Here is a 23,547-nt window from a genome sequence, read left to right as displayed (position 1 = left end):
TCCCGGATACACAAAGTGGCGGGCGGCACCTCCCCAGGTGCCGCCCGCCTTTTGGCTCTGTTGCGCAGAGTCCTTCATCCCCAGGGGCAAGAGCCCTAGGAACGCTGCCGGCCGAATACCGGAAGGGCACGCAGCCAACGGGAGAATGTCCCGGGCGTGCGGTCACAGTCGGCCGGAATGTAGAAGTCAGGATCCGTAGCGCCGAACGGCAGGTACAGCTCCTGGCCGGGCGCCGGGAATTCCACGACGTTGTTCTTATCCTGCGAGTCCATCTGTCCTCCTATTTCATGCGCTCAAGTTCTCCGTAGTGATGCGTCAGGGCCCTTCATTAGGTCCTCATACATTTCCGCATCTTGGAAAACATTTTCTGTTGTATGGAAATGATAGAAGGGATCCCCAAACCGCGTCAAGGGGTGCCCGCGGGACCACGCCCCCGCCGCCGGCCGCCGTCGGTCACAATCGAAAAGTAGATAACGATTCTCCGGAAGTGATGTACACCACTGGCAAACGTGGGCTACGCTTTTTTCAATTCGTGGCGCAGGTCACGTAACCTGGGAGCAGCAGGCAGGGTCGTAATGAGCTGGCATCAACGGATGCCGGCTCTTTTTTGTTGGGTCGGCTCCACCAGAAACGCGTTTGAAACACGCGCTTAATTTCATTGGTGGACCTTTGTGGTTCCACCTCGTAGAAGTTGGGATATGACCATGAGCAACAACATCGTCCTCGGCGACAACCAGTACGGCAAGGCAGAAGTCCGCGTCGTCAAAGTCACCCGCGACACCGACCGCCACCAGATCGAAGACCTGAACGTCACCTCACAATTGCGTGGCGACTTCCAGGCTGCGCACCTCCAGGGCGACAACGCGCACGTCGTCGCCACGGACACCCAGAAGAACACCATCTATGCCTTCGCCCGTGACGGCATCGGCTCCCCCGAAGCCTTCCTCCTCCGCCTCAGCGAACACTTCACTTCGGGATTCGAGTGGGTCACGGGCGGCCGCTGGGAAGCCGAGGCCTACACCTGGGACCGCATCCGGGCCCACGGATCCGAACACGACCACAGCTTTGTCCGCAAGGGGCAGGAAGTCCGCACCGCCGTCGTGGTCCGCGAAGGCAACACCACGCACGTCATTTCCGGCCTCAAGGACCTGACCGTCCTCAAGACCACCCATTCCGGCTTCGTCGGCTACCCGCGCGACCGGTACACCACGCTGCCCGAGACCACGGACCGCATCCTCGCCACCGACGTCTCGGCCCGCTGGCGTTACAGCACCGGGCTCGACGTTGCCGGGACCGACTTCAACAAGAGCTACGAGGACATCAAGGCCCTGCTCCTTGAGGGTTTCACGGAGAACTACTCCCACGCCTTGCAGCAGACACTGTTCGACATGGGCAAGAAGGTCCTCGAGGCCCACAGCGAAGTTGATGAGATCAAGTTCTCCATGCCCAACAAGCACCACTTCCTGGTGGACCTCAGCCCGTTCGGCCTCGACAACCCCAACGAGGTCTTCTTCGCCGCCGACCGCCCGTATGGCCTGATCGAAGCCACGGTCCAGCGCGACGACACCAAGCCGGCCCCGGCCGCCTGGAACGGCGTCGCTGGCTTCTGCTAAGCCGCCAGGCCATGAACCAAGAAAGTCTGCCATGAACACCAAGAAGAAAACCCGCCCCGCAGAGTCCGGGCCAACCCGGCCCGAGGACCAGCGCCTCTCGATCGGGAGCACGTTCGCGTACGGCTTCCAGCACGTTTTGACCATGTACGGCGGCATCATCGCCCCGCCGCTCATCATCGGAGCCGCCGCGGGCATGTCCTCGCAGGACATCGGCCTCCTGATCGCGGCCTGCCTGTTCGTCGGCGGCCTCGCCACCATTCTGCAGACCATCGGCATCCCGTTCTTCGGATCGCAACTGCCGCTAGTCCAGGGGGTGTCCTTCGCGGGCGTTTCCACTATGGTGGCGATCGTCCACGGTGGCGGCGGAATCCAGGCGGTGTTTGGTTCGGTCATCGTGGCGTCCTTGATCGGCCTGGTGATCACTCCCCTCTTCTCCAAGATCATCAAATTCTTCCCGCCTGTAGTCACAGGTACCGTCATTACCACCATCGGGTTGACCCTCATGCCCGTCGCAGCCAACTGGGCCATGGGCGGCAACAGCGCAGCACCCAACTACGGCAGCATGGCGAACATCGGCCTCGCCGCGGCCACCATGGGCATCGTCCTGCTCCTCAGCAAGATCGGCAACGCGGCCATCTCCCGGCTGTCCATCCTCCTCGCCATGGCTATCGGGACCGTCATCGCCCTCGCCACGGGAATGGCTGATTTCTCCAAGGTCGGCCAGGGTCCGATCGTTGCCTTCCCCACTCCGTTCGCCTTCGGCGCACCCACCTTCGAAATCGCCTCCATTGTTTCGATGCTGATCGTCATCCTGGTCACCCTGACTGAGACCTCGGCGGACATCATCGCCGTCGGCGAGATCGTGGGCACCAAGGTAGATTCCAAGCGCATCGGCAACGGCCTGCGTGCGGACATGCTCTCAAGCGCCATCTCGCCGCTCTTCAACTCTTTCACTCAGAGCGCCTTCGCCCAGAACGTCGGTCTCGTGGCCATCACAGGCATCAAGAGCCGCTTCGTGGTCAGCGCGGGCGGACTCATCCTAGTGGTCCTCGGCGTGCTGCCGGTCCTCGGGCGGGTGGTCGCAGCGGTTCCGACGCCCGTCCTGGGCGGCGCCGGCGTCGTACTCTTTGGAACTGTGGCCGCCAGCGGCATCCGGACGCTCTCCAAAGTTGAGTACCGCAACAACATGAACCTGATTGTCGTGGCGGCTTCCATCGGCTTCGGCATGATCCCGATCGCCGCTCCGAAGTTCTACGACCAGTTCCCGCCCTGGTTCTCCACCATCTTCCACTCGGGCATCAGCTCGGCCGCCATCATGGCCATCCTCTTGAACATGCTCTTCAACCACCTCAAGGCCGGGAACTCGGACAACCAGTCGGTGTTCGTGGCAGGCACGGGACGCGTGGTCACCGAAGCGGACATTGCGTGCCTCGCGAACGGCGACCGGTTCGAGAACGGCAAATTGATCGACGTCGAGGGCAAGGAAGTGCCGCTCACGTCGTCCACCGCAGCCGAGCACTAACGGCTTCTGCGCCGAACTGGCAGGCGTTGCCCCTCTTTTTTCAGGCAAAGGGGCAACGCCTGCCAGATCGCGCAAGTCCCGCACGACGCACGCTCACTTCTAACGCCTTTTTGGCGAATGCTCCTGCAGATAGAGCGCCCCCGGCCGAACGCTCGTGCACAAGATGTGCTTGAGCGTTCGCCATTTTGGCGTTAAACGTGAGCGAGCGTCCACCGGAAACCCGACAAACGTGAGAGAGCGTCCACCGGAAACCCGACAAACGTGAGAGAGCGTCGGTAGCCGACTAGTTCTGGTTCAGCTCGGCCGAGATCGCGAGGGCGGCTTCGCGCAGGAGCGGCACGGCGCGGTCGGCGAAGTGCTGGTCCACGCGGGACACCGGCCCGGAAACGGAAATGGCCGTGGGCGTCGGAGCGTTCGGGACGGCCATCGCGAAGCAACGGACGCCGATCTCCTGCTCTTCCTCATCGATCGAGTAACCACGTTCGCGGATTCGGTTCAAATCGGCGAGGAGTGAATCGATGTCCCCGATGCTTTTGGCGGTGGGGGTGGGCATACCCGTGCGGGCCACGATTCCGCGAACCACCTCGTCGTCCAACTGGGCCAGGATGGCCTTGCCTACGCCGGTGTCGTGCGTATGGGCGCGGCGGCCCACCTCGGTGAACATGCGCATGGAGTGCAGGGACGGAACCTGGGCAACGTAGATGACCATGTCGGAGTCCAGCACGGCCATGTTGGACGTCTCGCCGAGCCGGTCGACGAGCGACTTCAGCTGGGGACGGGCCAAGGCGCCGAGCTGCTTGTTGGCGCCCTCGCCAAGCCGGATAAGCCGGGGACCCAGCGCGTAGCGACGATTTGGCAGTTGTCGGATGTAGCCGAGGGACACCAAAGTGCGCAGCAGACGGTGGATGGTGGGGAGCGGCAGGTCTGTCGACGACGACAGTTCGCTCAACGTGACGTCTCCGCCGGCGTCGGTGATGAGTTCCAGCAGTTCGAAGACGCGCTCGACGGACTGCACGCCTCCCGAGGGCTTTTCAGCCATTCCGTTGTCTCCTATGGCTCGGAATCCGACAACTCTTATCCGCATCGTGAAAAGAGTTGCTTAGAACACTCAAGATACAGCACGCGACGCCGGAATGCTTGCGCCTCAGCTAGGGCTTGTGTTTCCACTTTGTAGATAATAATATCCATAATACGAAAACATTCGGTTTGAGCGGAGGCCCGCTGCGGGCCTGCACGAGGAGGAAATTCAATGGCGAACCCGAGCCCCGGAAATTCGATCACCCTGCGCGTCGCCGCGCCGTCAAGCTTCACTGCCACAAGCGAGCTGGCCGCGGCCGTCGCCGCGGCCGGTGCAGCCGTCACCGCGCTGGATGTGACCGAATCGCACCACGACACCCTGGTTGTTGACGTCACCTGCAACACCACGGACGAAGACCACGCCAACCGCGTCAAGGACGCCCTCAACGCGCTCGACGGCGTCAAGGTCCAGCACGTCTCGGACCGCACCTTCCTCATGCACCTGGGCGGCAAGCTCGAGGTCGTCCCGAAGGTAGCCCTGCGCAACCGCGACGATCTCTCGCGCGCCTACACCCCCGGCGTCGCACGCGTCTGCCTCGCCATCGCCGAGGACCCGGCCGCAGCCCGCAACCTGACGGTCAAGCGGAACACGATCGCCGTCCTCACCGACGGTTCGGCCGTCCTTGGCCTGGGCAACATCGGCCCGGCCGCAGCCCTGCCTGTCATGGAAGGCAAGGCCGCCCTGTTCAAGCAGTTTGCCAACGTCGACGCCTGGCCGGTCTGCCTGGACACCCAGGACACTGAAGAAATCATCATGATCGCCAAGGCCATGGCTCCGGTCTACGGCGGCATCAACCTTGAAGACATCGCCGCACCGCGCTGCTTCGAAATCGAGAAGCGGCTCCGCGACGAGCTGGACATCCCCGTCTTCCACGACGACCAGCACGGAACAGCAATCGTCACCCTCGCAGCCCTCGTCAACGCCCTGCGTGTAGTGGACAAGAAGCTCTCCGAGGTCAAGATCGTGGTCTCCGGCGTCGGCGCTGCGGGATCTGCCATCATTCAGCTCCTCAAGGCCCAGGGCGCGCAGCACATCGTCGCGGCCGGGCGTTCCGGTGCCATCCACTCGGGCGAAAAGTACGACGACGAGCACCGTTCCTGGATTGCCGCGAACACCAACGAAGCCGGCTTCTCCGGCACGCTGCACGAAGCACTCAAGGGTGCCGACGTGTTCATCGGAGTCAGCGCTCCGCACGTGATCGGCGAAGAGCAGGTGGCTTCGATGGCCGGGAACGCGATCGTGTTCGCGATGGCCAACCCCACCCCGGAAATCGACCCGGTGATTGCGTCCAAGCACGCCGCGGTGGTTGCCACCGGCCGGAGCGACTTCCCCAACCAGATCAACAACGTACTGGCCTTCCCGGGTTTCTTCCGCGGACTGCTCGACGCCGGAGCATCGGACATCATCCCGGAAATGCTCGTGGCCGCCGCAGAGGCTATCGCCAACCGGGTTGCGGATGATGAACTGAATGCGAGCTACATCATCCCCAGCGTCTTCGACCCCCATGTTGCCGCCGACGTCGCCGCAGCCGTAGCAAACGCAGCAAACGCAGCATCCGCAGCCCGCTAGGGCGCTCCCTAGGAAAGGACCACCCATGGCTCTCACAGTCACAGACCCCCGGCCGATCGAACGCGCCGAGGAGATCCTGACTCCCAAGGCGTTGGCCTTCGTGGAGGAATTGCACCGCCGCTTCGCCGGCACCCGCACCGAACTCTTGGCGGCGCGGGTCTCCAAGCGCGAAGAAGTGGCCCGCACCGGCGGCCTCGACTTCCTCCCGGAAACCCAGGACATCCGCGACGGCGACTGGAAGGTTGCCGAAGCACCCGCGGCCCTGCGGGATCGCCGGGTCGAGATGACCGGCCCGGCCTCCCCGGCCAAGATGGCCATCAACGCCCTGAATTCCGGCGCCAAGGTATGGCTCGCCGACCTCGAGGACGCCAGCACCCCCACGTGGGCCAACGTCATCGACGCCATCCTCAACCTCCGCGACGCCGCTCAGGGCACCCTGAGCTACACCTCCCCCGAGGGCAAGGAATACCGGCTCCGCACGGATGCGCCACTCGCCGTCGTCGTCGCCCGCCCGCGCGGTTGGCACATGGACGAACGGCACTTGCTGCTCGACGGCGAACCCACCGTGGGCGCGCTGGTGGACTTCGGCCTGCACTTCTTCCACGTGGCCAAGCAACTCCTGCTCAACGGCCAAGGTCCGTACTACTACCTGCCCAAGATGGAAAGCCACCTCGAGGCGCGCCTGTGGAACGACATCTTCGTCTTCGCCCAGGACTACCTCGGCATCCCGCAGGGCAGCGTCCGAGCCACGATGCTGATCGAAACCATCCCGGCCGCGTTCGAAATGGACGAGTTCCTCTACGAACTGCGTGACCACGCTTCCGGCCTGAACGCTGGCCGTTGGGATTACCTCTTCAGCATCGTGAAGTACTTCCGCGACGCCGGTGAGTCCTTCATCCTGCCGGACCGCGCGTCCGTGGTCATGACGGCTCCGTTCATGCGCGCCTACACGGAACTCCTGGTCAAGACCTGCCACAAGCGCGGCGCCTTCGCCATGGGTGGCATGGCTGCCGTCATCCCGAACCGCCGCGAGCCCGAAGTCACGGCCCAGGCCTTCGAGAAGGTTCGTGCGGACAAGACCCGCGAGGCCAACGACGGTTTCGATGGTTCCTGGGTGGCCCACCCGGACCTCGTCTCCACCTGCCGCGAAGTATTCGACTCGGTCCTGGGCGACAAACCGAACCAGCTGGACAAGCAGCGCCCCGAGGTCTCCGTGACTGCCGCGCAGCTGCTTGACATCTCCTCCGCCGGTGGCCACGTGACCGAGGCCGGGCTTCGCCTGAACCTCTACGTCGCCGTCGCGTACACCGCCGTGTGGCTCTCCGGCAGCGGCGCCGTCGCCATCCACAACCTCATGGAAGACGCCGCCACCGCGGAAATCTCCCGTTCCCAGGTGTGGCAGCAGATCCGCAACAAGTCCGTCCTGGCCGACACCGGCAACACAGTCACCCGCGAACTCGTCACCCGGATCCTCGGCGAAGAGACCGACCGCCTGCGCAGCGAGGTTGACGCCGAGTCCTTCGAGAAGTTCTACGAGCCGGCCAGCCGCCTGATCGCGGACATCTGTCTGTCCGAGGACTACACGGACTTCCTCACCACTCCCGCCTACGAGCTGGTGTAGGAATGGCCGCTTCCTCCTTCTCGGCGGCAGATCTCGCCGCCATCGACTCCCAACTGGCCGCCACGGACCAGTTACTTGAGCGGAACTACCCCGGCGACGACGGCACCCGCCAGCCCGTGCACACGGTGTACGTCCCGGCGGACCGTTTCACGCCGTCGCTCTCCGCTGAATGGGGCGCCCAGGCGATCACGACGGCGGAGGCCCACGGCGGTCTCGAAAGGCTCGGTACCTTGCTGGGCCAGGAGCCCGAGCTGGCTGCCGCCGTCGCCACCCGTGTCGCTGCCAAGTTGCGCAACGAACCGATCGAGGACTTGCGCCTCGACTTCGAGGATGGGTACGGCGACCGCGGCGACGAGGCAGAAGACGTCGCGGCCGTAGCGGCGGCCCAGGCCGTCAGCGAAGCCGTTGCCGCCGGCTCTGCCCCGCCTTTCATCGGCATCAGGTTCAAATGCTTCGAGGCCCCCACCAGGGCACGCGGCCTGAAGACCCTGGACCTCTTCGTCTCCACTCTGGCTTCCGCCGGCGAACTGCCCGACGGCCTCATCCTCACGCTGCCCAAGGTCACCACGGTGGTCCAGGTGCAGGCGATGGACTTCGCCGTCTCCCGCTTGGAAGAGATCCACTCCCTTCCGGCGGGCCGGCTCCGGTTCGAAGTCCAGGTGGAAACACCCCAGCTGATTCTTGGCCCGGAGGGGACCTCCCCCGTTGCCCAGCTTGCCCACGCAGTTCCTGGCCGCATCAGCGCCCTGCACTACGGCACCTATGACTACTCGGCTTCGCTGCAGATCTCCGCGGAATACCAGTCCATGGAGCACCCGGTGGCGGACTTCGCCAAAGAAGTCATGCAATTGGCCGTTGCGGGCACAGGAATCCGGCTCTCCGACGGTTCCACCAACATCATCCCGGTGGGCGACAACGTGGAGAACGCGTGGAAGCTGCATGGCCGGCTGGTCCGGCGCTCGCTTGAACGCGGCTACTACCAGGGCTGGGATCTGCACGCCGCCCAGCTGCCCAGCCGTTTCGCCGCAACGTATGCCTTCTACCGCGAAGGCCTGCCCGCGGCCGCGGCGCGCCTCCGCAACTACGTGGAACACACCGAAGGCGGCGTCATGGACGAACCTGCCACGGCCCGGGCCCTCGCAGCCTTCGTCCTGCGAGGCGTCCAATGCGGAGCGGTAGGTTCCGAAGAAGTGCTGGCGCTTGCCGGCGTCGAACTCCCCCGGCTGACCGCACTGGCGCACCCACGGCTGGCGCACACCACCTCCAAGTAAGGATCCAATGATGGGCAAGTACTACTATCCCCAAGGCGGCCTGCCGCCGCAGACCCACCTCACCACGGAACGCGCAATCGTCACGGAGGCCTACACGGTCATCCCCAAGGGCGTGCTGACCGATATTGTGACCAGCAACCTGCCTGGCTTCTCCAACACGCGTTCCTGGATCATTGCCCGCCCGATCTCCGGGTTCGCCACCACTTTCTCACAGCTGATCGTCGAGATCGGCCCGGGTGGCGGCGCTCCCAAGGCCGAGTTTGAGTCGGGTGTTGAAGGCGTCATCTTCGTCACCAAGGGCAAGGTCAACCTGACCCTCGACGGGGAACTGCACCAGCTCGAGGAGGGCGGCTACGCCTACCTTGCTGCCGGTTCCAACTGGGGCCTGGAGAACGTCTCGGATGACATCGTCTCTTTCCACTGGATCCGCAAGGCCTACGAGCGTCTTGAGGGTTATGAAGCCAAGTCGTTCGTCACGAGTGATGCGGAAGTTGAAGCGGGCGAAATGCCGGACGTCAACGGCGTCTGGGCCACCACGCGCTTCGCAGACCCCAATGACCTGGCCCACGACATGCACGTGAACATCGTGACTTTCCAGCCCGGTGGCGTGATCCCCTTCCCGGAGACCCACGTCATGGAGCATGGCCTGTACGTCCTGGAGGGCAAGGGCATGTACCTGCTCAACAACGACTGGGTCGAAGTGGAGGCAGGCGACTTCATGTGGCTGCGCGCCTTCTGCCCACAGGCCTGCTACGCCGGCGGTCCGGGCCCGTTCCGGTACCTGCTGTACAAGGACGTCAACCGTCAGATCAAGCTGACCTAGGCTTCGCTTTTCCGCCTGGATCGTGGGTGCGGCCCGGGCGCTGTGTTCTGCAACGCAGCGCCCGGGCCGCACCCGCGTTTTCGGCGTTGACCCCCTCCCCTCCGAAGAGGACGATCGAAACTACGGGGGCAGGGGCGCCCAGCCTTTGCCCTGCAGCGTAGCTTCAGGAGGCAGTCATGAAGGCTGCGCGGGCTTCCAGGGGAGGCACCACCTCCCCGATTGCAGGATTCTTGGTGGCCTCATTCGTGGCACTGACCCTGGCTACAGGAGCCTGCACGTACCCTCCCACGTCCGATTCCGCACCCGTCGCGGCGCAAACGGGGGCGGCGGCGATAGATGTGCCCGGGCTGGAGTTCTTCGCCCAAGCCATGATCGGCCAAGGGGCCACAGCTGTGGTTTGTCGAGGTCAAGATCCGTGGCAACAAGTGGGCCAAGGGCTACGGGGTACGGAACGTGGACGCGCAGCATCCCGCCGAAGTCACGGACAGGATACCGGCCGGAGGAATCACCAAGTCCATGGTCTCGGTTTCCCTCCTCAAACTGGTGGAGGAAGGAACAGTCAGCCTCGATGACCCTGCTTCGAAACACCTTCCGGAATTCAACACCCTTGTCCACGCAAGCGACGCCGTCACGGTCAGGTCCTTGCTGAACCACACCTCGGGGTTGGCCGACCCCACCGGGCCCATGCTGAAGTCCCAGTCGTTGAAGCAGGCCATCAACACCCGCTTCAGCCCGGAGGACATCCTGCGGCTGGCAGGCACAGTGCCTTGGGTGGAACGGCTCGCCCCGCAATTCACCTATTCGGACGCGAACTACGCTGCCCTGGCCTTGATCATCCAGGGGTACCGCAACCACTCGATCAGCGGGGCGAACTATGGACTGGGCCTGCAGCCGTTGGAATGACGACTGCACCAACGGCTTCTACTACGGCCACGGCGGATCCACGTTGGGCTTCGGCGGCATCAGCGTCAGCAGCGCGGACGGCACCCGCGAGTTGAGCCTGGGGGTCGCCTACCCGCCTGATACCGGGGCGGAGAACGACGCAATGGTCGCCGCCCTCACCCAGCCGGTGTCCGGGCGACTCCGGGATCTGGCCATCACTACCCTGAACGGGCTCTGCTGAACCCGCTGACCAAGCAATGCCCCTCCTGCTAGGGTCTGACCATGGATGAAAAATTGGGGAAATTCATCGAAGACTTCGGAACACTGACACGTTTGGCCCAGTCTGGTTTGGACCATGCCGAGGGCGGCGAGCAGCTACTGCAGGCGTTGACCGGGCACCTTGCCGTGCCCGCCCATGAGCTTTCCGTGGTGACGGAGGATATCCCGCCGCATCGCTTGGTGGATGTGGACATCGTCATGGAGGGGTTGGCCGGCCGCGATCCGGACTACCGGCTGGTGGGCATCGGGGGCGGCGATCAGCGCCACCACATGTCCTTCAGCGACATGCTGCAGCAATCCCGCAGCTACCCGCGCTTCCCGCTCGCCCAACCGGACTACTCCAACTTGGCCACCGGCCCGGACCAACAGCGTCAGGCCGTCGCGCTTGGTCTTCGGCTCTTCGGCTACGCCGGTTCGCCCGTTGCGGTGCTCCAGCGCGGGGCCAAGATGGACCGCGGCCGGCAATTTGCCTCACTTGAAGTCCTGGCCAGCCACCCTGCCGTCGCTTCCCAGCTGCTGGCCGAGGTGCGGCGGGAAATGGAGCATCAAAGCGTTTTCAAGGGCCAGATCATCGCCCTGGCTGTCAGCGACTATGGGCCGAGCATCAGTGGCGTGACCTTTATCAGGCGCCCGGAGCTCACCAGCGGTGACGTGGTCCTTCCCGATGGTCTTCTCGACAAGGTGGAGGGCCACACCCTTGGCATTGCCCGGCAAGCGGACATCCTGGCGGCACACGGACAGCACCTCAAGCGCGGCCTCCTGCTCTACGGGCCACTGGGCACAGGCAAAACACACACCGTCCGGTACCTGCTGAGCCAAAGCGAGGGTACGACGGCGGTGCTCCTCTCCGGCGGGTCACTCGCCAGGATTTCGGAGGCAGCCAAGATCGCGCGGGCGTTGGCTCCGTCGATCGTGGTGTTGGAGGACTGCGATCTGATCGCCGAGGACCGCAGCTTCGGACATGGACCCAAGCCGCTGCTTTTCGAGGTGCTCGACGCCATGGACGGGCTGGACAACGACGCCGACGTCGCGTTCGTACTGACGACCAACCGCGTGGACCTGTTGGAGCGGGCCCTCGCCCAACGGCCCGGACGCGTGGACCTTGCGGTGGAAATACCGCTTCCCTCCAAGCGCGAACGGGTGGAACTGCTGAGGCTGTATTCGAACGGACTCCCGTTCTCCCCCTCGTCGATCGAAACCGCAGCGGCCCGCACTGCCGGCACCACGGCGTCGTTCGCCAAGGAACTGATCCGACGCGCGGTGGTCGCGGCAGCGCTGGCGGACGAGACCCCCGGCGACGCGCACCTAGGCTTCGCGGTGGAACAGCTCATGGCCGACAGCGAGGCCCTGACGCGGAGCCTGCTCGGCAGCAACGGAGGTCCTGGCGGCCCCGGCCCGGGCCCGGGCGGATTTCCTGGCCCGGCCGGTCCCGAGCCGACCGGAGCACTCAGGCCGAGGATTTCTCCTCTTCAGTTTCCTGGTCCATCGGCGTCCACGTGAGTTTCACGGTGGCTCCGCCGTTGATCTCGTCGATCCTCATGCGCAGTTCCTCGCCATAGAGGAACTCATGTTCAAAATGCCGTCCATCAATGCGAGCCGCATCCAGGAGCTTTGTCATAGCCGTTGCCATCGCCCGGCCCCAGTCATGCGGATTCTTGCTGGACGCTTGTTCAAGGGCTGAATAGCTGACCATGAATCAATTGTTCTCCGGTGCACGGAGTTCTGCCAGACCCCGGCCATCTCCAGACAGCGGAGCCCGACGGCGGCGGCTTCCGGCTGCGGCGGGCTAGTCTTCCGTGGGCGTGGTCCGGTTCGAGTGGTAGTCCCGCCAACTGTGCTCCGGGGAGAAACCCAGGAGGCGCCTGGCCTTGTCGATGGACAGCATGGTTTCGTGTTCTCCCAGGTCCTTGGTCACGGTGACCTGCGGGAAGACTTCGGCGGCCAGGCTGGCGCTTGAGCGGCCCATGACAGAGTCCGCCGCCGCAATGATGAACGCCTCGAAACCCGGCTTGCCGTTCTCCAAAGCGCGTGCCACTGCCTGCGCGCCGTCGCGCCCGTCAATGTATGCCCAGAGGTTCCACTTACGAAGCTTGGCGTCGGCCTCATACGACGGGAAGGCTTCGTAGTCCTCCGGGTTCATGACGTTGGAAAACCGTAAGCCCACGATGCTCAGCTCGGGATCCCAGCGTGTGAGTTCGATGGCCATCTGTTCTTCGAGGTGCTTCACCAGCGAATAGGTGCTTTCCGGCCGTGCCGGATATTCCTCGTCCACTGGGATGTAGGGAGGAGCAACGTCGAACGGCAGCCCCAGCACTGTCTCGCTGGAGGCGTAGACGATCTTCTTGATCCCTGCCCTCCTGGCTGCTTGAAACACGTTGTAGGTGGAGAGCATATTGTTTTCGAACGTTGCGGCGTCCGGAAACAGTCCTGGTGCCGGGATCGCTGCAAGGTGGACGATCGCGTCGAATCCTTCGTGGCGGTCATCCAGGCCAAGGATCACGTCCACAACCTGCCCGTAGTTGCGAAGGTCCACTGTGACTGTTCCGCGCTCCCTGCCGCCGGCCCGGTCCAGGTTCATCACCTCGTGACCGTCTGTGGTCAGCCTGCGGACCACGCTCTTGCCCAGTTTTCCACTTCCTCCGGTTACTGCAATTCTCATGAAACACTCCTCTGGTTGGAACGTGTTGGCGAGCTGCTTTTCGTGGGAAGGTCAGCTGGCCGGGTCCGGCTGCAGGCGAAGTCCGGCTTCGGCCATGTCGGCGGCCAGTACCCCGCCGAGCTTGGCATGCCCTGCGGCGTTCAGGTGCACGCCATCCACCAGGTCCCCGGCGACCTTGTATTTGGTGATCCAGTCGCCGACGCTGAAGAACGGAGCTCCGGCCTTGGCCGCGATGTCGCCCAGCAGCGCGTCAACCTGGGTGCGGCGACCCCCGCCGGCGCTGGAACCTCTGGCAAGGGTTCCAATCATCGCAATCTTCGCCTGTGGGTATCTCTTTTTGAGGGCTGCGAGGAGCCTGTTGGCGTTGGCCGTGATTTGCCCATCGCTAGCGTTGTGTGAGGCGTCGTTGCCTCCGCCTTCGAGCACGATCAGCGGCGGCGTCCCATAAGGCAGCACCCAATCTCCGCGTTGGAGCGCGTCGATGTAGTTGCCACTGGCATTCGTGGCAGCCACATATCCGGTACCGCCCCTGGCCACGGAATACACCTTGTAGCCAAGGGAGCCCAAGGCCACCCGCGGCCATGAGCCCATCGGCTCAGACTGGGAATCACCAATGAGGACAGCCGTATGCCGGATGTCCGCGAGGATGATTTCGTTGCGGTCATTGCTTGGATTCTTGTACAGGGACCCGACGGGAAGCTTTGACGGATCCTGTGGGGAATCGGATTTCTTGGGACCTTCAGCCGCTGCCGCCGGACTCCCGGAGGGCGCGATGGGCGCCGCTGCCTGCTTCCCGCTGGCCGACGGGGTCGACTCGGCCGGCGCCTGCGCACAGCCGGCCAAGACCACGCCAGCGGCCATTACGCGTGCAGCGAAGCGGATTATGCGAGATTTGTGCATCGTCCTTGTCCCGAGCTTGCTTTCTGTTGGTTATGAACTCTGCTGGCCCAAGCGTGGAAAACAACGGTCCCTTGATACTTGTCGGCTATTCGTCGGGAGCGGAATCAATCCGACGGCCTGCCTACGTCGGAGTCTATTGGATCGGGACGGGGAAGGTCACGGCGAAGTGGGACCTATCCTCGCAGGACGGCTGGTGTGGAAGAATTTCATTTCGCCCCCAATCCTTCTGGTGCGTTGAAAGGAACCCCGTGCACGAGCCGGGAACCGAGCCCTTCCCCGACGTCCCAGCGCGGCCATCGTGGGCTGGAAGACTGCGCTCCGCACGGCTCACGTTGGGTTTTGTCATCGTTTTCTGGGGATTGGGCGCGTTGACTTCGAGCCTTGCCACCGGACCGAATGCGCAATTGCGGCTCCACGTCGCGGCGACGCCGCACTCTGTTCCAGATCACTGGTGGGCCGTCTTGGCCTCCGCCTTTTGGGCGAGGGACCTGACAGAGTATGTGCTTGGAACCGTCCTGGTGCTCCTGCTCGGGGTGCCTTTGGAGCGGCGAATGGGATGGCGGGCATACGCAACCGCGGCGGTCTCCAGCCAGATTCTGGGCGTTGGAGTTTCCCTTGGATTCCTAGGCCTGGCCCAAGGCTTGCTGGGAAGCTGGACGCAGGAGTTGGGCAGTCACCTCTTCATGGGTCCGAGTGCTTTCATCACCGGCGCGGCCATGGCGGCGACTGCTTCCATGGCAACGCTTTGGAGGCGCCGCATCCGGCTGGCCGTCTTCGCCCTATTGCTACTCCTGGCCCTGTACAGCGGAGGGTTCGCGGATCTCGTGAGGCTCGGTGCCGCTGCGGTAGGCACGGTTCTTGGCCCGCTGTTGCTGGGACGCCGGCCGCGATTCGGACGGCCGGTCAGCACCCGGCACGAGGGCCGTGTGCTGCTCTCTCTGCTCGTTGCCGCCTCGGCGATCGGCCCGGTGGTCGCCGGCCTCGTCCCGCATGCCGTGGGGCCGTTGTCCATCCTGCGCTTTCTGTTCACCAACATCCAGCCGGTAGACTCCCAAGCGCTCCAAGCCCTCTGCGCGGATCCCGCGCAGGCGAAGGACTGTGCCGTCGCACAGCTGCAGTTGCGCGCCGGGGCCGGCGGGATCTTTATGGCCATCCTCCCGTCGTTCCTCCTCCTGTTGCTCGCAGACGGCCTTCGTCGCGGACGGCGATTTGCATGGGCGGGGACCCTGCTGATCCAGCTGGCCCTGTCCGTCCTGGCTGGAATTGCGATCGCCGGAGTCCTGCAGCCAACTACCTCGGACACCGGGGCAAGCGAGGGGATCGCCGCGATCGAAGGGTCAAGCTCCTCGCAGCCGCTCGCCCTGGCCCTGCCGCTGCTCCTGCCTCTGGCGCTGACCATAGTCCTGCTCGCCACCCGGCGGCTGTTCCACGTCACGGCGCCGACTGGAACCTACAAGCGCCTTGCTGTCCAAGTTCTTGTCATGGCGGCTGTGCTCAGTGTGGTCTACGTGGGTGCGGGGCTCCTCCTCGCCCAGGATTTCTCCCCTGTTCCGGGATTGCCGGATCTACTTGCGGATATCCCCGACCGCTTCCTTCCGTTGGGCTTCGTGCTGGACCTGCCTCCGGCTTTCTTCCCCCAGGGCACAGCCGCCGTTCTCGTCTACGAGGGCGTCGGAGTCGTCTTTTGGGCCATTGCGGGTGTCCTGATATTCAAGACTTTCCTTCACCAGACCCACACCCGGCACGACGCGAGTACCGAGCGGGCGCGGAAGATCATCAAGACGTGGGAAGGCAGCTCGCTGTCCTGGATGACTACCTGGCCCGGAAACACGTATTGGTTCTCCGCTTCAGGACAGTCCTTTGTGGCGTACCGGGTCAGCACGGGAGTTGCGCTCACGCTTGGTGGCCCCGTGGGACCCAAATCCGAGATGGGCGCCGCCTTTGCAGAATTTGCCCGCCACTGCAGGGGCAATGGGTGGACGCCGTGTTTCTACTCGGTGCCCCAGGAACTGCGCGATCATGCGGACTCTTCCGGTTGGAGCTCCGCCCAGGTAGCCCAGGAAACGGTCCTGCCGTTGCATTCGATTTCCTTCAAGGGAAAGAAGTTCCAGGACATCCGCACAGCCCTGAACAGCGCAGCGAAGGAGGGCGTCCACTACGAGTGGACGAGCTACGACTCTGCTCCTTTCTCCGTCCAGATCCAGATCGAGGAAATCTCCGAAGAATGGGTAGCGGACAGGAACATGCCCGAAATGGGCTTTACCCTGGGCAGCCTGGACGAGCTCGATGACCCGGACGTACGCTGTTTGCTCGCGATTGACCAGCGCCACACCGTTCACGCCGTCACGTCTTGGCTGCCTGTGTACCGCAACGGACACATCGTGGGCTGGACTTTGGATTTCATGCGGCGCCGCAGCAACGGCTTCCGTGCCAGCATCGAATTCCTCATCGCTTCCGCGGCACTCAGCCTCAAGGATGAAGGATGCGAATTCCTCAGCCTCTCTGGAGCACCTTTGGCACGGATCGCTGAGGATTCTTCCGAAATTCCACGCCCCAGGCCGCGATCCCGGCCTCCCGGCAGCCTTGACCGGTTGCTCGATTGGTTGGGCGCGACTTTGGAACCGGTGTACGGGTTCAGATCCCTCTTGGCCTTCAAGGCAAAGTTCCAGCCTAGGTACGAACCCCTTTACATGCTCTACCCCGACGCCGCTTCGTTGCCCGCCGTTGGAACCGCAGTCGCACGGGCTTACCTGCCCATGATCAACCTCGGAGCGGGGCTGGCCTTGGCCAGCCGGATCTTCCGCCGGCCTAAACGCTCCAGAACGTCAGCTCGACGCCGTCCCTAGGGCCGCCGTCGACGTCCCCGAAACCGCCGACGGCGCCTCTGCGGACGGCGCTTCCAAAGACACTGCAGCGGATCCCGACGGCGGTGCCCCGCCTATCGGGGCGTTGCTGCGGTGCGCTTTGCCGTGGTGCAGTTGCAAGGCGCTGAGCACCAAGCCGAAATGGCTGAAAGCCTGGGGCATATTGCCCAGTTGTCGGCCAGCGTGTGCGTCCCATTCTTCGCTCAGCAGCCCCACATCGTTGCGCAACGCCAGGAGCCGCTCAAAGAGTTCCGTGGCTTCCTCGCGGCGCCCGGCGCCCAAAAGCGCGTCCACCATCCAGAAGGAGCACGCGAGGAAGACTCCCTCGCCACCCGGCAATCCGTCGTCGCTCTCTTGCGGACGGTAGCGCAGCACAAAGCCGTCTTCCGTCAGCTCGCGCTGGATGGCGTCAATGGTGCCGATCACACGCGGATCGTCGTGGGGCAGGAAGCCCACTTTGGGGATCAGGAGAAGGCTGGCATCCAGCTCTTTGCTCCCGTAGGACTGGACGAAAGTGTTGCGTTCGGCGTCGAATCCGTGGGTCATGACTTCGTCATGGATGGTGTCCCGCAAAGCCTCCCAGCGATCTAACGGGCCCGGCATCCCGGATTCGCGGATTCCCCGGACCATGCGGTCAGCCGCGACCCAGGCCATCACTTTAGAGTGCACGAAGTGGCGCCGCGGGCCGCGCACTTCCCAGAGTCCGTTGTCCGGCTGGTCCCAGATGCTCTCAAGATGGCGCATCAACGCAGTCTGGACGTCCCAGGACTCATCGCCGATGGCCAGCAGAGATGCGCGGGTCAGGGACAGGCAGTCCAGCACCTCCCCCCAAACGTCCAGCTGGAGTTGCTCTGCCGCCGCGTTCCCGATTCGCACCGGCGTCGAGCCCTGATACCCCGAAAGCCACGTCAGCTCCGACTCAGTCAATCTTCGGCGACCGTGCAAGCTGTACATGATCTGAAGGTCGGCAGGGTCGCCTGCCACAGCGCGCAGGAGCCAATCCCGCCACGCGGCGGCCTCCTCGGTATAGCCCGCGGCCAGGAAGGCTTGAAGGGTCAACGTGGCATCACGCAGCCAGCAATAGCGGTAGTCCCAGTTCCGCGGCCCGCCAATCTGTTCGGGGAGCGAGGTGGTGGCGGCGGCAACAATGCCCCCGGTCGGCGCATACGTGAGGGCCTTTAGCGTGATCAGGGAACGCTGAACGGCTTTCCGGTATGGTCCCCGGACCGTACAACGCCTGGACCAATCCGTCCAGAATGCGGCGGTGTCATCGAGGGCGATATCTGCCTCGACAGAGCGTGGGCGCCGTTCGTGGCTAGGCGCCCAGGTCAGGACGAAGGGGACGTGGTCACCGGCGTTCACCGTGAACTCGCTGACCGTGGTGAAGTCCTTGCCCTTCAGCGGCGCCGGGGTCTTGAGGTAGACAGAGTCCGGACCGGCAACCGCGCGGAGGCCGTGCCTGTCGCGGCGGACCCAGGGCACCACGTGTCCGTAGTCGAATCGCAGGATTAGCTCGCCGCGCATCTTGACCGAGCCGCGAATACCTTCAACTATCCGGACGATGTCCGCAACGGAGTCGCGCGGGGGCATGAAGTCGATGACCCGCACGTGCCCTTCCTCGGTTTCCCAGTCCGTCTCCAGGATGAGGGTGCCGTCCCTGTACTGGCGTCGCGTGCACGTGCCCCCGGATTCTGGAGCCAGGAGCCAGCGCCCCGCCTTGGGAGAATCCAAGAGCGCGGCGAAACACGCAGGCGAATCGAAACGTGGAAGGCACAACCAGTCGATGGAGCCTGCCCTGCTGACCAGGGCTGCCGTGTGCAGGTCCCCAATCATTGCATAGTCTTCGATCCGTTGGCCGGTATTCGGTTGACCGTTCACAGGTCCTTCCCTAGCACTGATTGAATGGCGGCTATGGCTTTGGCCGTGATCTCTTCCCGCTGGCCGGAACCATCCACGGCGAGCACGATTCCGCGCTCGGAGTACCGCGCAACCACGGCCTGGGTCTCGTCCCGGTAGAGCTCCAGACGACGGCGGATCACCGGCGCCGTGTCATCGCTGCGGCCCTCCTCTTGCGCCCTGCGAAGCATTCGCTCCACAAGTTCGTCGTCGTCGACTGTCAGCTCGACGACCGCATCAAGCTGCTGCTGGTTGCTGGCCAGAATGCCATCGAGTGCCTCTATTTGCGCTGTGTTGCGGGGGTAGCCGTCCAGGAGGAACCCTGACTGGACATCGGTGTTGCCAAGCCGCTGCTGGACCATGGCATTGGTCACGTGATCCGGAACGAATTCGCCGCTGTCCATGTACTTGCTGGCTTCCGCCCCAAGTTCGGTCTTGTCTCCCACATGGGCGCGGAAAATATCTCCGGTGGAAATCGCAGGAATACCGAAATGCCTGGCGATGTATTCAGCCTGGGTACCCTTGCCCGAGCCGGGAGGGCCGATGATGATCAATCGCGTCATGTCACTGTCCGTTCGTGAAGCGGTTTGGGTGCCCCGGCATTTGGGCAAGAGCTTAGCAACTTCGGAGCGCTCGCGGCAGGTCCGGGGCAGGCCGCTTCAGACCGTGGCGGGGTCGGTGTTGGCACCGCAAAGGATCACAGCCACGCGTTCCCCTTCTGCAGGGGCGTAGGCTCCCGAGTTCAGGGCAGCGAAAGCGGCGGCCGCGCCGTGTTCCACGACGATCCTGTACTGCTCCCAGAGGAGCGAGCGCGCGGCGGCGATGTCGTCGTCGGACACCAGGACCGTCCGGACGCCCGTGCGGACGGCCACCTCGAAGCCGATCCGGCCGATCTGCCGGGCCCCGAGTGAATCCGCGGCGATCCCGGAAACGGCGACGTCAACCGGCGTCCCCGCGGCCAGGGCCGAATGGAGGGTAGGCGCGTTGTCCGGCTCGACGCCAACAACCCGGGCTTGTCCTTCGACGGCGGCCGCGATTCCCGCCATGAGCCCGCCGCCTCCAACGGCCACCACAACGGTGTCTATTTCGCCCAGCTGTTCCAGGAGCTCCGAACCCACGGTGCCTGCCCCAGCGGCGATTTCGGCTTGGTCGTATGCGTGGCAGTAGACGGCGCCGGTTTCCTCGGCGTAGGCCAATGCAGCTTCAAACGCTTCCGCGTACTCGGTCCCGCGCTGGACCACCGTGGCGCCGCTGGCCTTGAGCTTCTTGACCTTCACGGCTGGTGCGGTCTCTGGAACAAAAACCGTTGCGGGCACACCAAGCTGGGCTGCGGCATAGGCATTCGCCAGCCCGGCATTGCCTCCTGAAGCGACGACGATTCCCACCTCGTCCTTCAGCTCGCCACGCTCCCGGCTGGCCAGGACGCGGTTGAAGGCGCCTCTCGCCTTGAACGTGCCCGTGTGCTGCATGAACTCGCATTTGAACCAGAGTCGCCCAGGCACCGTCCCCGCGTCTGCTTCGAAAACGGGAGTGCGGCGGATCCTCCCGGCAATCCGGGCAGCCGCTTCATCGACGTCGACGCGTGTGATCATGGGGAAGTCCTCGTTCCGATCGGGCAGATCCTGGGCAGGTTTCAGGCAGGGCCTAGCCTCAGGCTATCGCCTGGGCCCACGCCGCCAGGGTTCCCTGGCCGTGGGGCCACACCGGCGAGGGCCCCTGCCTGAGCTTGCGAAGGCTGGGAGCCGGTGGGGACTTGCGAGGCGAGGGTGGCGGTTTGGGCCCACGCCGCCAGGGTTCCCTGGCCGAGCTTGCGAGGCGAGGGTGGCGGTGGGGATTAGAAGGACTCGACGTCGGCCGTTCCGGGCTCCTGTTGGCGCGCCTGGCGGTTCCGCCACCAGCGGCGGGAAAGGTCCACTGCAGCCCAGATTCCTGCGAGGGGAGAAAGCACCACAACACCGTAGATGAAGATCATCCACGTCAGGATGGCCAGGGGCGGCTGCCCTCCGCTCAACCAGGACAATCCGCCAAGCAACCCGATCGTCCAGAACAAAACCACGCCCACGAGCACCGCTCCCGCCGGAAAATACTCGCTCCTCACAACGGCCGTCAAAGTCTCCACCGGCTGCCCACCTGCCTTCCATCACGCACCCGAACATCATCAGTATGCATCCGGCAAAAGGCCGATTCCCGCCAGCACACGGGCGAAGTGACGAACATAACCGTGTTGCCCGTGTCGCCACGGATTTGGGGGCCTAGTTGACGCGTGGATTGGCGGCGTAGTCTTGAATCACGCACGGTTGATAGCTGGAAAAATGGCGTCGAAGAACAACCCAAAAAAGGGTGTGGCCGCGACCCTGTGGAGGGTCTTCGGATTCTTGGTGGTGAGCGCCGTTTGCGGCGTTCTCGCCGCCGGTCTGGTGGTCCCGGCCGTGGCGTCTGCCGGTATGGCCGTCAGCGGTTCGATCCAATACTTCGACAATCTTCCGGGTGATCTGGTGGTCAATGCGCCGTCGCAGTCCACCAAAGTTCTCAGTGCCGATGGAAAGACAATCGCCACCTTCTATGCGGAGAACCGGGTGAGGGTCACGCTCGACCAGATGTCCCCCTACATCAAGGACGCGATTGTCGCGGTCGAGGACAGCCGCTTCTACGAGCACGGCGGTGTTGACCCCCAAGGGATTCTCCGGGCATTAGCGTCCAACCTGACCAAGGGCACCAAGGAGGGCGCGTCCACCTTGACCCAGCAGTACGTGACGAACGTCCTCAACGAGTCCCGCTTGGCGGCAGGCAAGACCCAGGAGGTTGTGCTTAGCGGGCAGAAAACCCTCGGTGACAAGCTGCGCGAGATGAAGGTCGCCGTTGAACTGGAGAAGAAATTCACGAAAGACCAGATCCTTGAGGGCTACCTGAACATCGTGTTCTTCAACCGGGACGCGTACGGCATCGAAGCCGCAGCGCGGCATTTCTTCAGCGTCTCCGCCAAGGACCTCAGCCTTCCACAGGCGGCCCTGCTCGCCGGCCTGGTCAACAGTCCCAGCTACTTCGACCCCTCCGTCCATCCGGACAACTCCATCCAACGCCGCAACCTCGTGCTCGCCGACATGCTCGCGCAGCACAAGATCCAGCAGGCAGAGTACCTTGCCGCCCTCGGCACCCCCATCAAGCTCACCATCACGCCTGCGAAGCAGGGCTGTGCCGCCGCGGACATGGCGCCCTACTTCTGCGACTACATCTCCCACCTGATCCTCAACAACTCGGCATACGGTGCCGGCCTCGCGGACCGGGAACAGCTTCTATACCGCGGCGGCTTGACCATCACCACAACGCTGGACAGCCGGCTACAGGCCGTGGCGCAGGAGCAGGTCAACGCCACGGCTGGGGCAAACCCGGACAAATGGGGCGCCTCCTTGGTGTCGGTACAGCCCGGCACGGGCAAGATCCTGGCCATGGCACAGAACACGGTGTTCCTCCCCGAACCCGGGAAGTTCGATACCCAGCTGAACTTCAACGTCGATTCCAAAGATGCCAACGGCAATGACCTGAACGGTGCCGGCGGGTTCCAGCCAGGTTCCGCGATGAAACCGTTCACTTTCACGGAGTGGCTCAACGAAGGCAAATCCATGACGACGACGGTGGACGCCTCGCGGCGCACCTATCCGCTCGGATTCCCCTGGAAAGACAGCTGCGGAAAGGTGCTGGGCGGCTACAGCACGGCCCAGAAGATCGCCGGCCTTGGTACAGCGGACGATCTCCGCAACAACGATGAGGGATACTACCGCCCTATGCCGGTCAACTACGGGCTCTACAACTCCATCAACACCGCAACTTTTGCTGAGGCATCGCAACTGGACTTTTGCGGTATCCAGAGAGTGGTGGATGCTGTGGGTCTCCACAGCGGCGTGGACAACGCCCCCGTGAACATGCACCAGTTGGGCAACCTCCTGGGCGGCACCGAAGTAGCTCCCCTTGTGCTGGCCAACGCCTTTGCCACCTTCGCCAACGATGGCAAGTACTGCGCGCCGATCGCCCTTGTGAGTGTGGTGGACCCAGCCGGTGCAAGACTGCCGGCCCAGGCCAGTTCCTGCCGGGACGCCATCAAGCGCGAGGTTGCCCGTGGCGTCGACGCGGTCCTCCAGGACGTCCTCAAACGTGGCTCCGGCGTTTACATCCAACCCAAAGTCCAGGACCGGTTCCCCACCGCCGCGAAAACGGGAACCAACAATAGCAACGGCGCCACCTGGGTAGTCGGGTTCACCACAGGGCTCGCCACGGCGTCCTTCTTCGGCGACACTATGGCGGGACAGAGCCGGGCGGGACAGAACGTGACCATCAACGGCAAGTTCTACACCGCCGTCGACGGCTACATGCTGGCTGGCCCGCAGTGGGCCAACTACATGACACAAGTGGCAGGGCTCTACCCGACGGCCGCCTTCCCGGCGCCGCCCGCGTCGATGGTGGGGACGCCGACGCCTTCTCCTTCTCCTTCCCCGTGAGCTTCAACTAAAACGCGCGTACCCCCGGTCACCCCGGGGGTACGCGGTTTTTCCTGTGAGTTCCGGAAGAGTTCGGC

21 protein-coding genes are annotated in these 23,547 nt (G+C 64.0%); 11 read left to right on the top strand and 10 right to left on the bottom strand.

Features of this window, described 5'->3' with window-relative positions; translation table 11 throughout:
• Positions 1-95 precede the first annotated feature (95 nt).
• On the bottom strand, positions 96-272 hold the full coding sequence (locus AC3ANQ_RS03255) for a hypothetical protein (RefSeq protein ID WP_172465634.1): 177 nt from the start codon (positions 270-272) through the stop codon (positions 96-98).
• A 426-nt stretch (positions 273-698) separates the two neighbouring features.
• Between AC3ANQ_RS03255 and pucL the strand changes: the two genes are divergently transcribed.
• Both pucL and AC3ANQ_RS03245 read left to right on the top strand, forming a co-directional pair.
• Positions 699-1,613 (top strand): factor-independent urate hydroxylase, encoded by a 915-nt coding sequence (gene pucL / locus AC3ANQ_RS03250; protein ID WP_488303785.1) that lies wholly within the window; start codon positions 699-701, stop codon positions 1,611-1,613.
• Positions 1,614-1,644: 31 nt separating this feature from the next.
• On the top strand, positions 1,645-3,135 hold the full coding sequence (locus AC3ANQ_RS03245) for a nucleobase:cation symporter-2 family protein (RefSeq protein ID WP_488303784.1): 1,491 nt from the start codon (positions 1,645-1,647) through the stop codon (positions 3,133-3,135).
• A 283-nt stretch (positions 3,136-3,418) separates the two neighbouring features.
• Here the strand turns inward: AC3ANQ_RS03245 and AC3ANQ_RS03240 are convergent, their stop codons facing one another.
• The gene (locus tag AC3ANQ_RS03240; protein WP_059389461.1) at positions 3,419-4,174 is read right to left on the bottom strand and encodes an IclR family transcriptional regulator; all 756 of its coding nucleotides are present in this window, start codon (positions 4,172-4,174) and stop codon (positions 3,419-3,421) included.
• Positions 4,175-4,384: 210 nt separating this feature from the next.
• On the opposite strand from AC3ANQ_RS03240, the gene AC3ANQ_RS03235 reads away from it, so the two are divergent.
• From AC3ANQ_RS03235 to AC3ANQ_RS03220, 4 genes are read left to right on the top strand one after another with little or no spacing between them, the layout of a single operon-like run.
• Positions 4,385-5,782 carry an NAD-dependent malic enzyme gene (locus AC3ANQ_RS03235; protein WP_488303783.1) on the top strand — a complete coding sequence of 466 codons (1,398 nt, stop codon included), beginning with the start codon at positions 4,385-4,387 and terminating at the stop codon, positions 5,780-5,782.
• Between the two features lie 25 nt (positions 5,783-5,807).
• Positions 5,808-7,403: a malate synthase A gene (aceB, locus tag AC3ANQ_RS03230; RefSeq protein WP_488303782.1), complete on the top strand. Its 1,596-nt coding sequence runs from the start codon at positions 5,808-5,810 to the stop codon at positions 7,401-7,403.
• Between the two features lie 2 nt (positions 7,404-7,405).
• Positions 7,406-8,674, top strand: a complete 1,269-nt coding sequence (locus AC3ANQ_RS03225) for a DUF6986 family protein (protein ID WP_488303781.1) — start codon at positions 7,406-7,408, stop codon at positions 8,672-8,674.
• A 10-nt stretch (positions 8,675-8,684) separates the two neighbouring features.
• On the top strand, positions 8,685-9,497 hold the full coding sequence (locus tag AC3ANQ_RS03220; RefSeq protein WP_268025896.1) for a bifunctional allantoicase/(S)-ureidoglycine aminohydrolase: 813 nt from the start codon (positions 8,685-8,687) through the stop codon (positions 9,495-9,497).
• A gap of 163 nt (positions 9,498-9,660) precedes the next feature.
• Here the strand turns inward: AC3ANQ_RS03220 and AC3ANQ_RS03215 are convergent, their stop codons facing one another.
• The gene (locus tag AC3ANQ_RS03215) at positions 9,661-9,885 is read right to left on the bottom strand and encodes a hypothetical protein (protein ID WP_488303780.1); all 225 of its coding nucleotides are present in this window, start codon (positions 9,883-9,885) and stop codon (positions 9,661-9,663) included.
• A gap of 2 nt (positions 9,886-9,887) precedes the next feature.
• On the opposite strand from AC3ANQ_RS03215, the gene AC3ANQ_RS03210 reads away from it, so the two are divergent.
• The 3 genes from AC3ANQ_RS03210 to AC3ANQ_RS03200 are packed head-to-tail and all read left to right on the top strand — an operon-like array spanning position 9,888 to position 12,158.
• Entirely contained in the window at positions 9,888-10,400 is a 513-nt protein-coding gene (locus AC3ANQ_RS03210) for a serine hydrolase domain-containing protein (RefSeq protein WP_488305248.1), read from the top strand.
• Positions 10,372-10,620: a hypothetical protein gene (locus AC3ANQ_RS03205; RefSeq protein WP_488303779.1), complete on the top strand. Its 249-nt coding sequence runs from the start codon at positions 10,372-10,374 to the stop codon at positions 10,618-10,620. The genes AC3ANQ_RS03210 and AC3ANQ_RS03205 overlap by 29 nt, the downstream gene beginning before the upstream one ends.
• Before the next feature lie 41 nt (positions 10,621-10,661).
• The gene (locus AC3ANQ_RS03200) at positions 10,662-12,158 is read left to right on the top strand and encodes an AAA family ATPase (protein ID WP_488303778.1); all 1,497 of its coding nucleotides are present in this window, start codon (positions 10,662-10,664) and stop codon (positions 12,156-12,158) included.
• Here AC3ANQ_RS03200 and AC3ANQ_RS03195 read toward each other — a convergent pair.
• The 3 genes from AC3ANQ_RS03195 to AC3ANQ_RS03185 form a co-directional block, all read right to left on the bottom strand.
• Entirely contained in the window at positions 12,106-12,351 is a 246-nt protein-coding gene (locus AC3ANQ_RS03195; protein ID WP_268020377.1) for a hypothetical protein, read from the bottom strand. The two genes, AC3ANQ_RS03200 and AC3ANQ_RS03195, sit on opposite strands and share 53 nt — an antisense overlap.
• A gap of 93 nt (positions 12,352-12,444) precedes the next feature.
• Positions 12,445-13,317: an NAD-dependent epimerase/dehydratase family protein gene (locus tag AC3ANQ_RS03190; protein ID WP_488303777.1), complete on the bottom strand. Its 873-nt coding sequence runs from the start codon at positions 13,315-13,317 to the stop codon at positions 12,445-12,447.
• 51 nt (positions 13,318-13,368) lie between these two features.
• Entirely contained in the window at positions 13,369-14,217 is an 849-nt protein-coding gene (locus AC3ANQ_RS03185) for an SGNH/GDSL hydrolase family protein (protein WP_488303776.1), read from the bottom strand.
• A 248-nt stretch (positions 14,218-14,465) separates the two neighbouring features.
• Here AC3ANQ_RS03185 and AC3ANQ_RS03180 point away from each other — a divergent pair, with 248 nt between their 5' ends.
• Positions 14,466-17,063, top strand: a complete 2,598-nt coding sequence (locus AC3ANQ_RS03180) for a bifunctional lysylphosphatidylglycerol flippase/synthetase MprF (protein ID WP_488303775.1) — start codon at positions 14,466-14,468, stop codon at positions 17,061-17,063.
• On the opposite strand, the gene AC3ANQ_RS03175 is transcribed toward AC3ANQ_RS03180, so the two are convergent.
• The 4 genes from AC3ANQ_RS03175 to AC3ANQ_RS03160 all read right to left on the bottom strand — a co-directional run bounded on the left by AC3ANQ_RS03175 (position 17,043) and on the right by AC3ANQ_RS03160 (position 21,096).
• On the bottom strand, positions 17,043-18,914 hold the full coding sequence (locus tag AC3ANQ_RS03175) for a glycoside hydrolase family 15 protein (protein ID WP_488305247.1): 1,872 nt from the start codon (positions 18,912-18,914) through the stop codon (positions 17,043-17,045). The two genes, AC3ANQ_RS03180 and AC3ANQ_RS03175, sit on opposite strands and share 21 nt — an antisense overlap.
• A 41-nt stretch (positions 18,915-18,955) precedes the next feature.
• Positions 18,956-19,540 (bottom strand): adenylate kinase, encoded by a 585-nt coding sequence (locus tag AC3ANQ_RS03170; protein ID WP_488303774.1) that lies wholly within the window; start codon positions 19,538-19,540, stop codon positions 18,956-18,958.
• A gap of 96 nt (positions 19,541-19,636) precedes the next feature.
• Entirely contained in the window at positions 19,637-20,569 is a 933-nt protein-coding gene (locus AC3ANQ_RS03165; RefSeq protein ID WP_488303773.1) for a threonine/serine dehydratase, read from the bottom strand.
• Between the two features lie 242 nt (positions 20,570-20,811).
• Complete coding sequence (locus tag AC3ANQ_RS03160) at positions 20,812-21,096, bottom strand: hypothetical protein (RefSeq protein ID WP_488303772.1); 285 nt, start codon at positions 21,094-21,096, stop codon at positions 20,812-20,814.
• 193 nt (positions 21,097-21,289) lie between these two features.
• Here AC3ANQ_RS03160 and AC3ANQ_RS03155 point away from each other — a divergent pair, with 193 nt between their 5' ends.
• Positions 21,290-23,470: a transglycosylase domain-containing protein gene (locus AC3ANQ_RS03155; RefSeq protein WP_488303771.1), complete on the top strand. Its 2,181-nt coding sequence runs from the start codon at positions 21,290-21,292 to the stop codon at positions 23,468-23,470.
• Positions 23,471-23,547 lie beyond the last annotated feature (77 nt).

Source organism: Arthrobacter sp. DMZ02-1R (assembly GCF_057747935.1).
The sequence above is the reverse complement of the archived record's forward strand: the minus strand, read 5'-3'. Positions and strand labels throughout refer to the sequence as shown.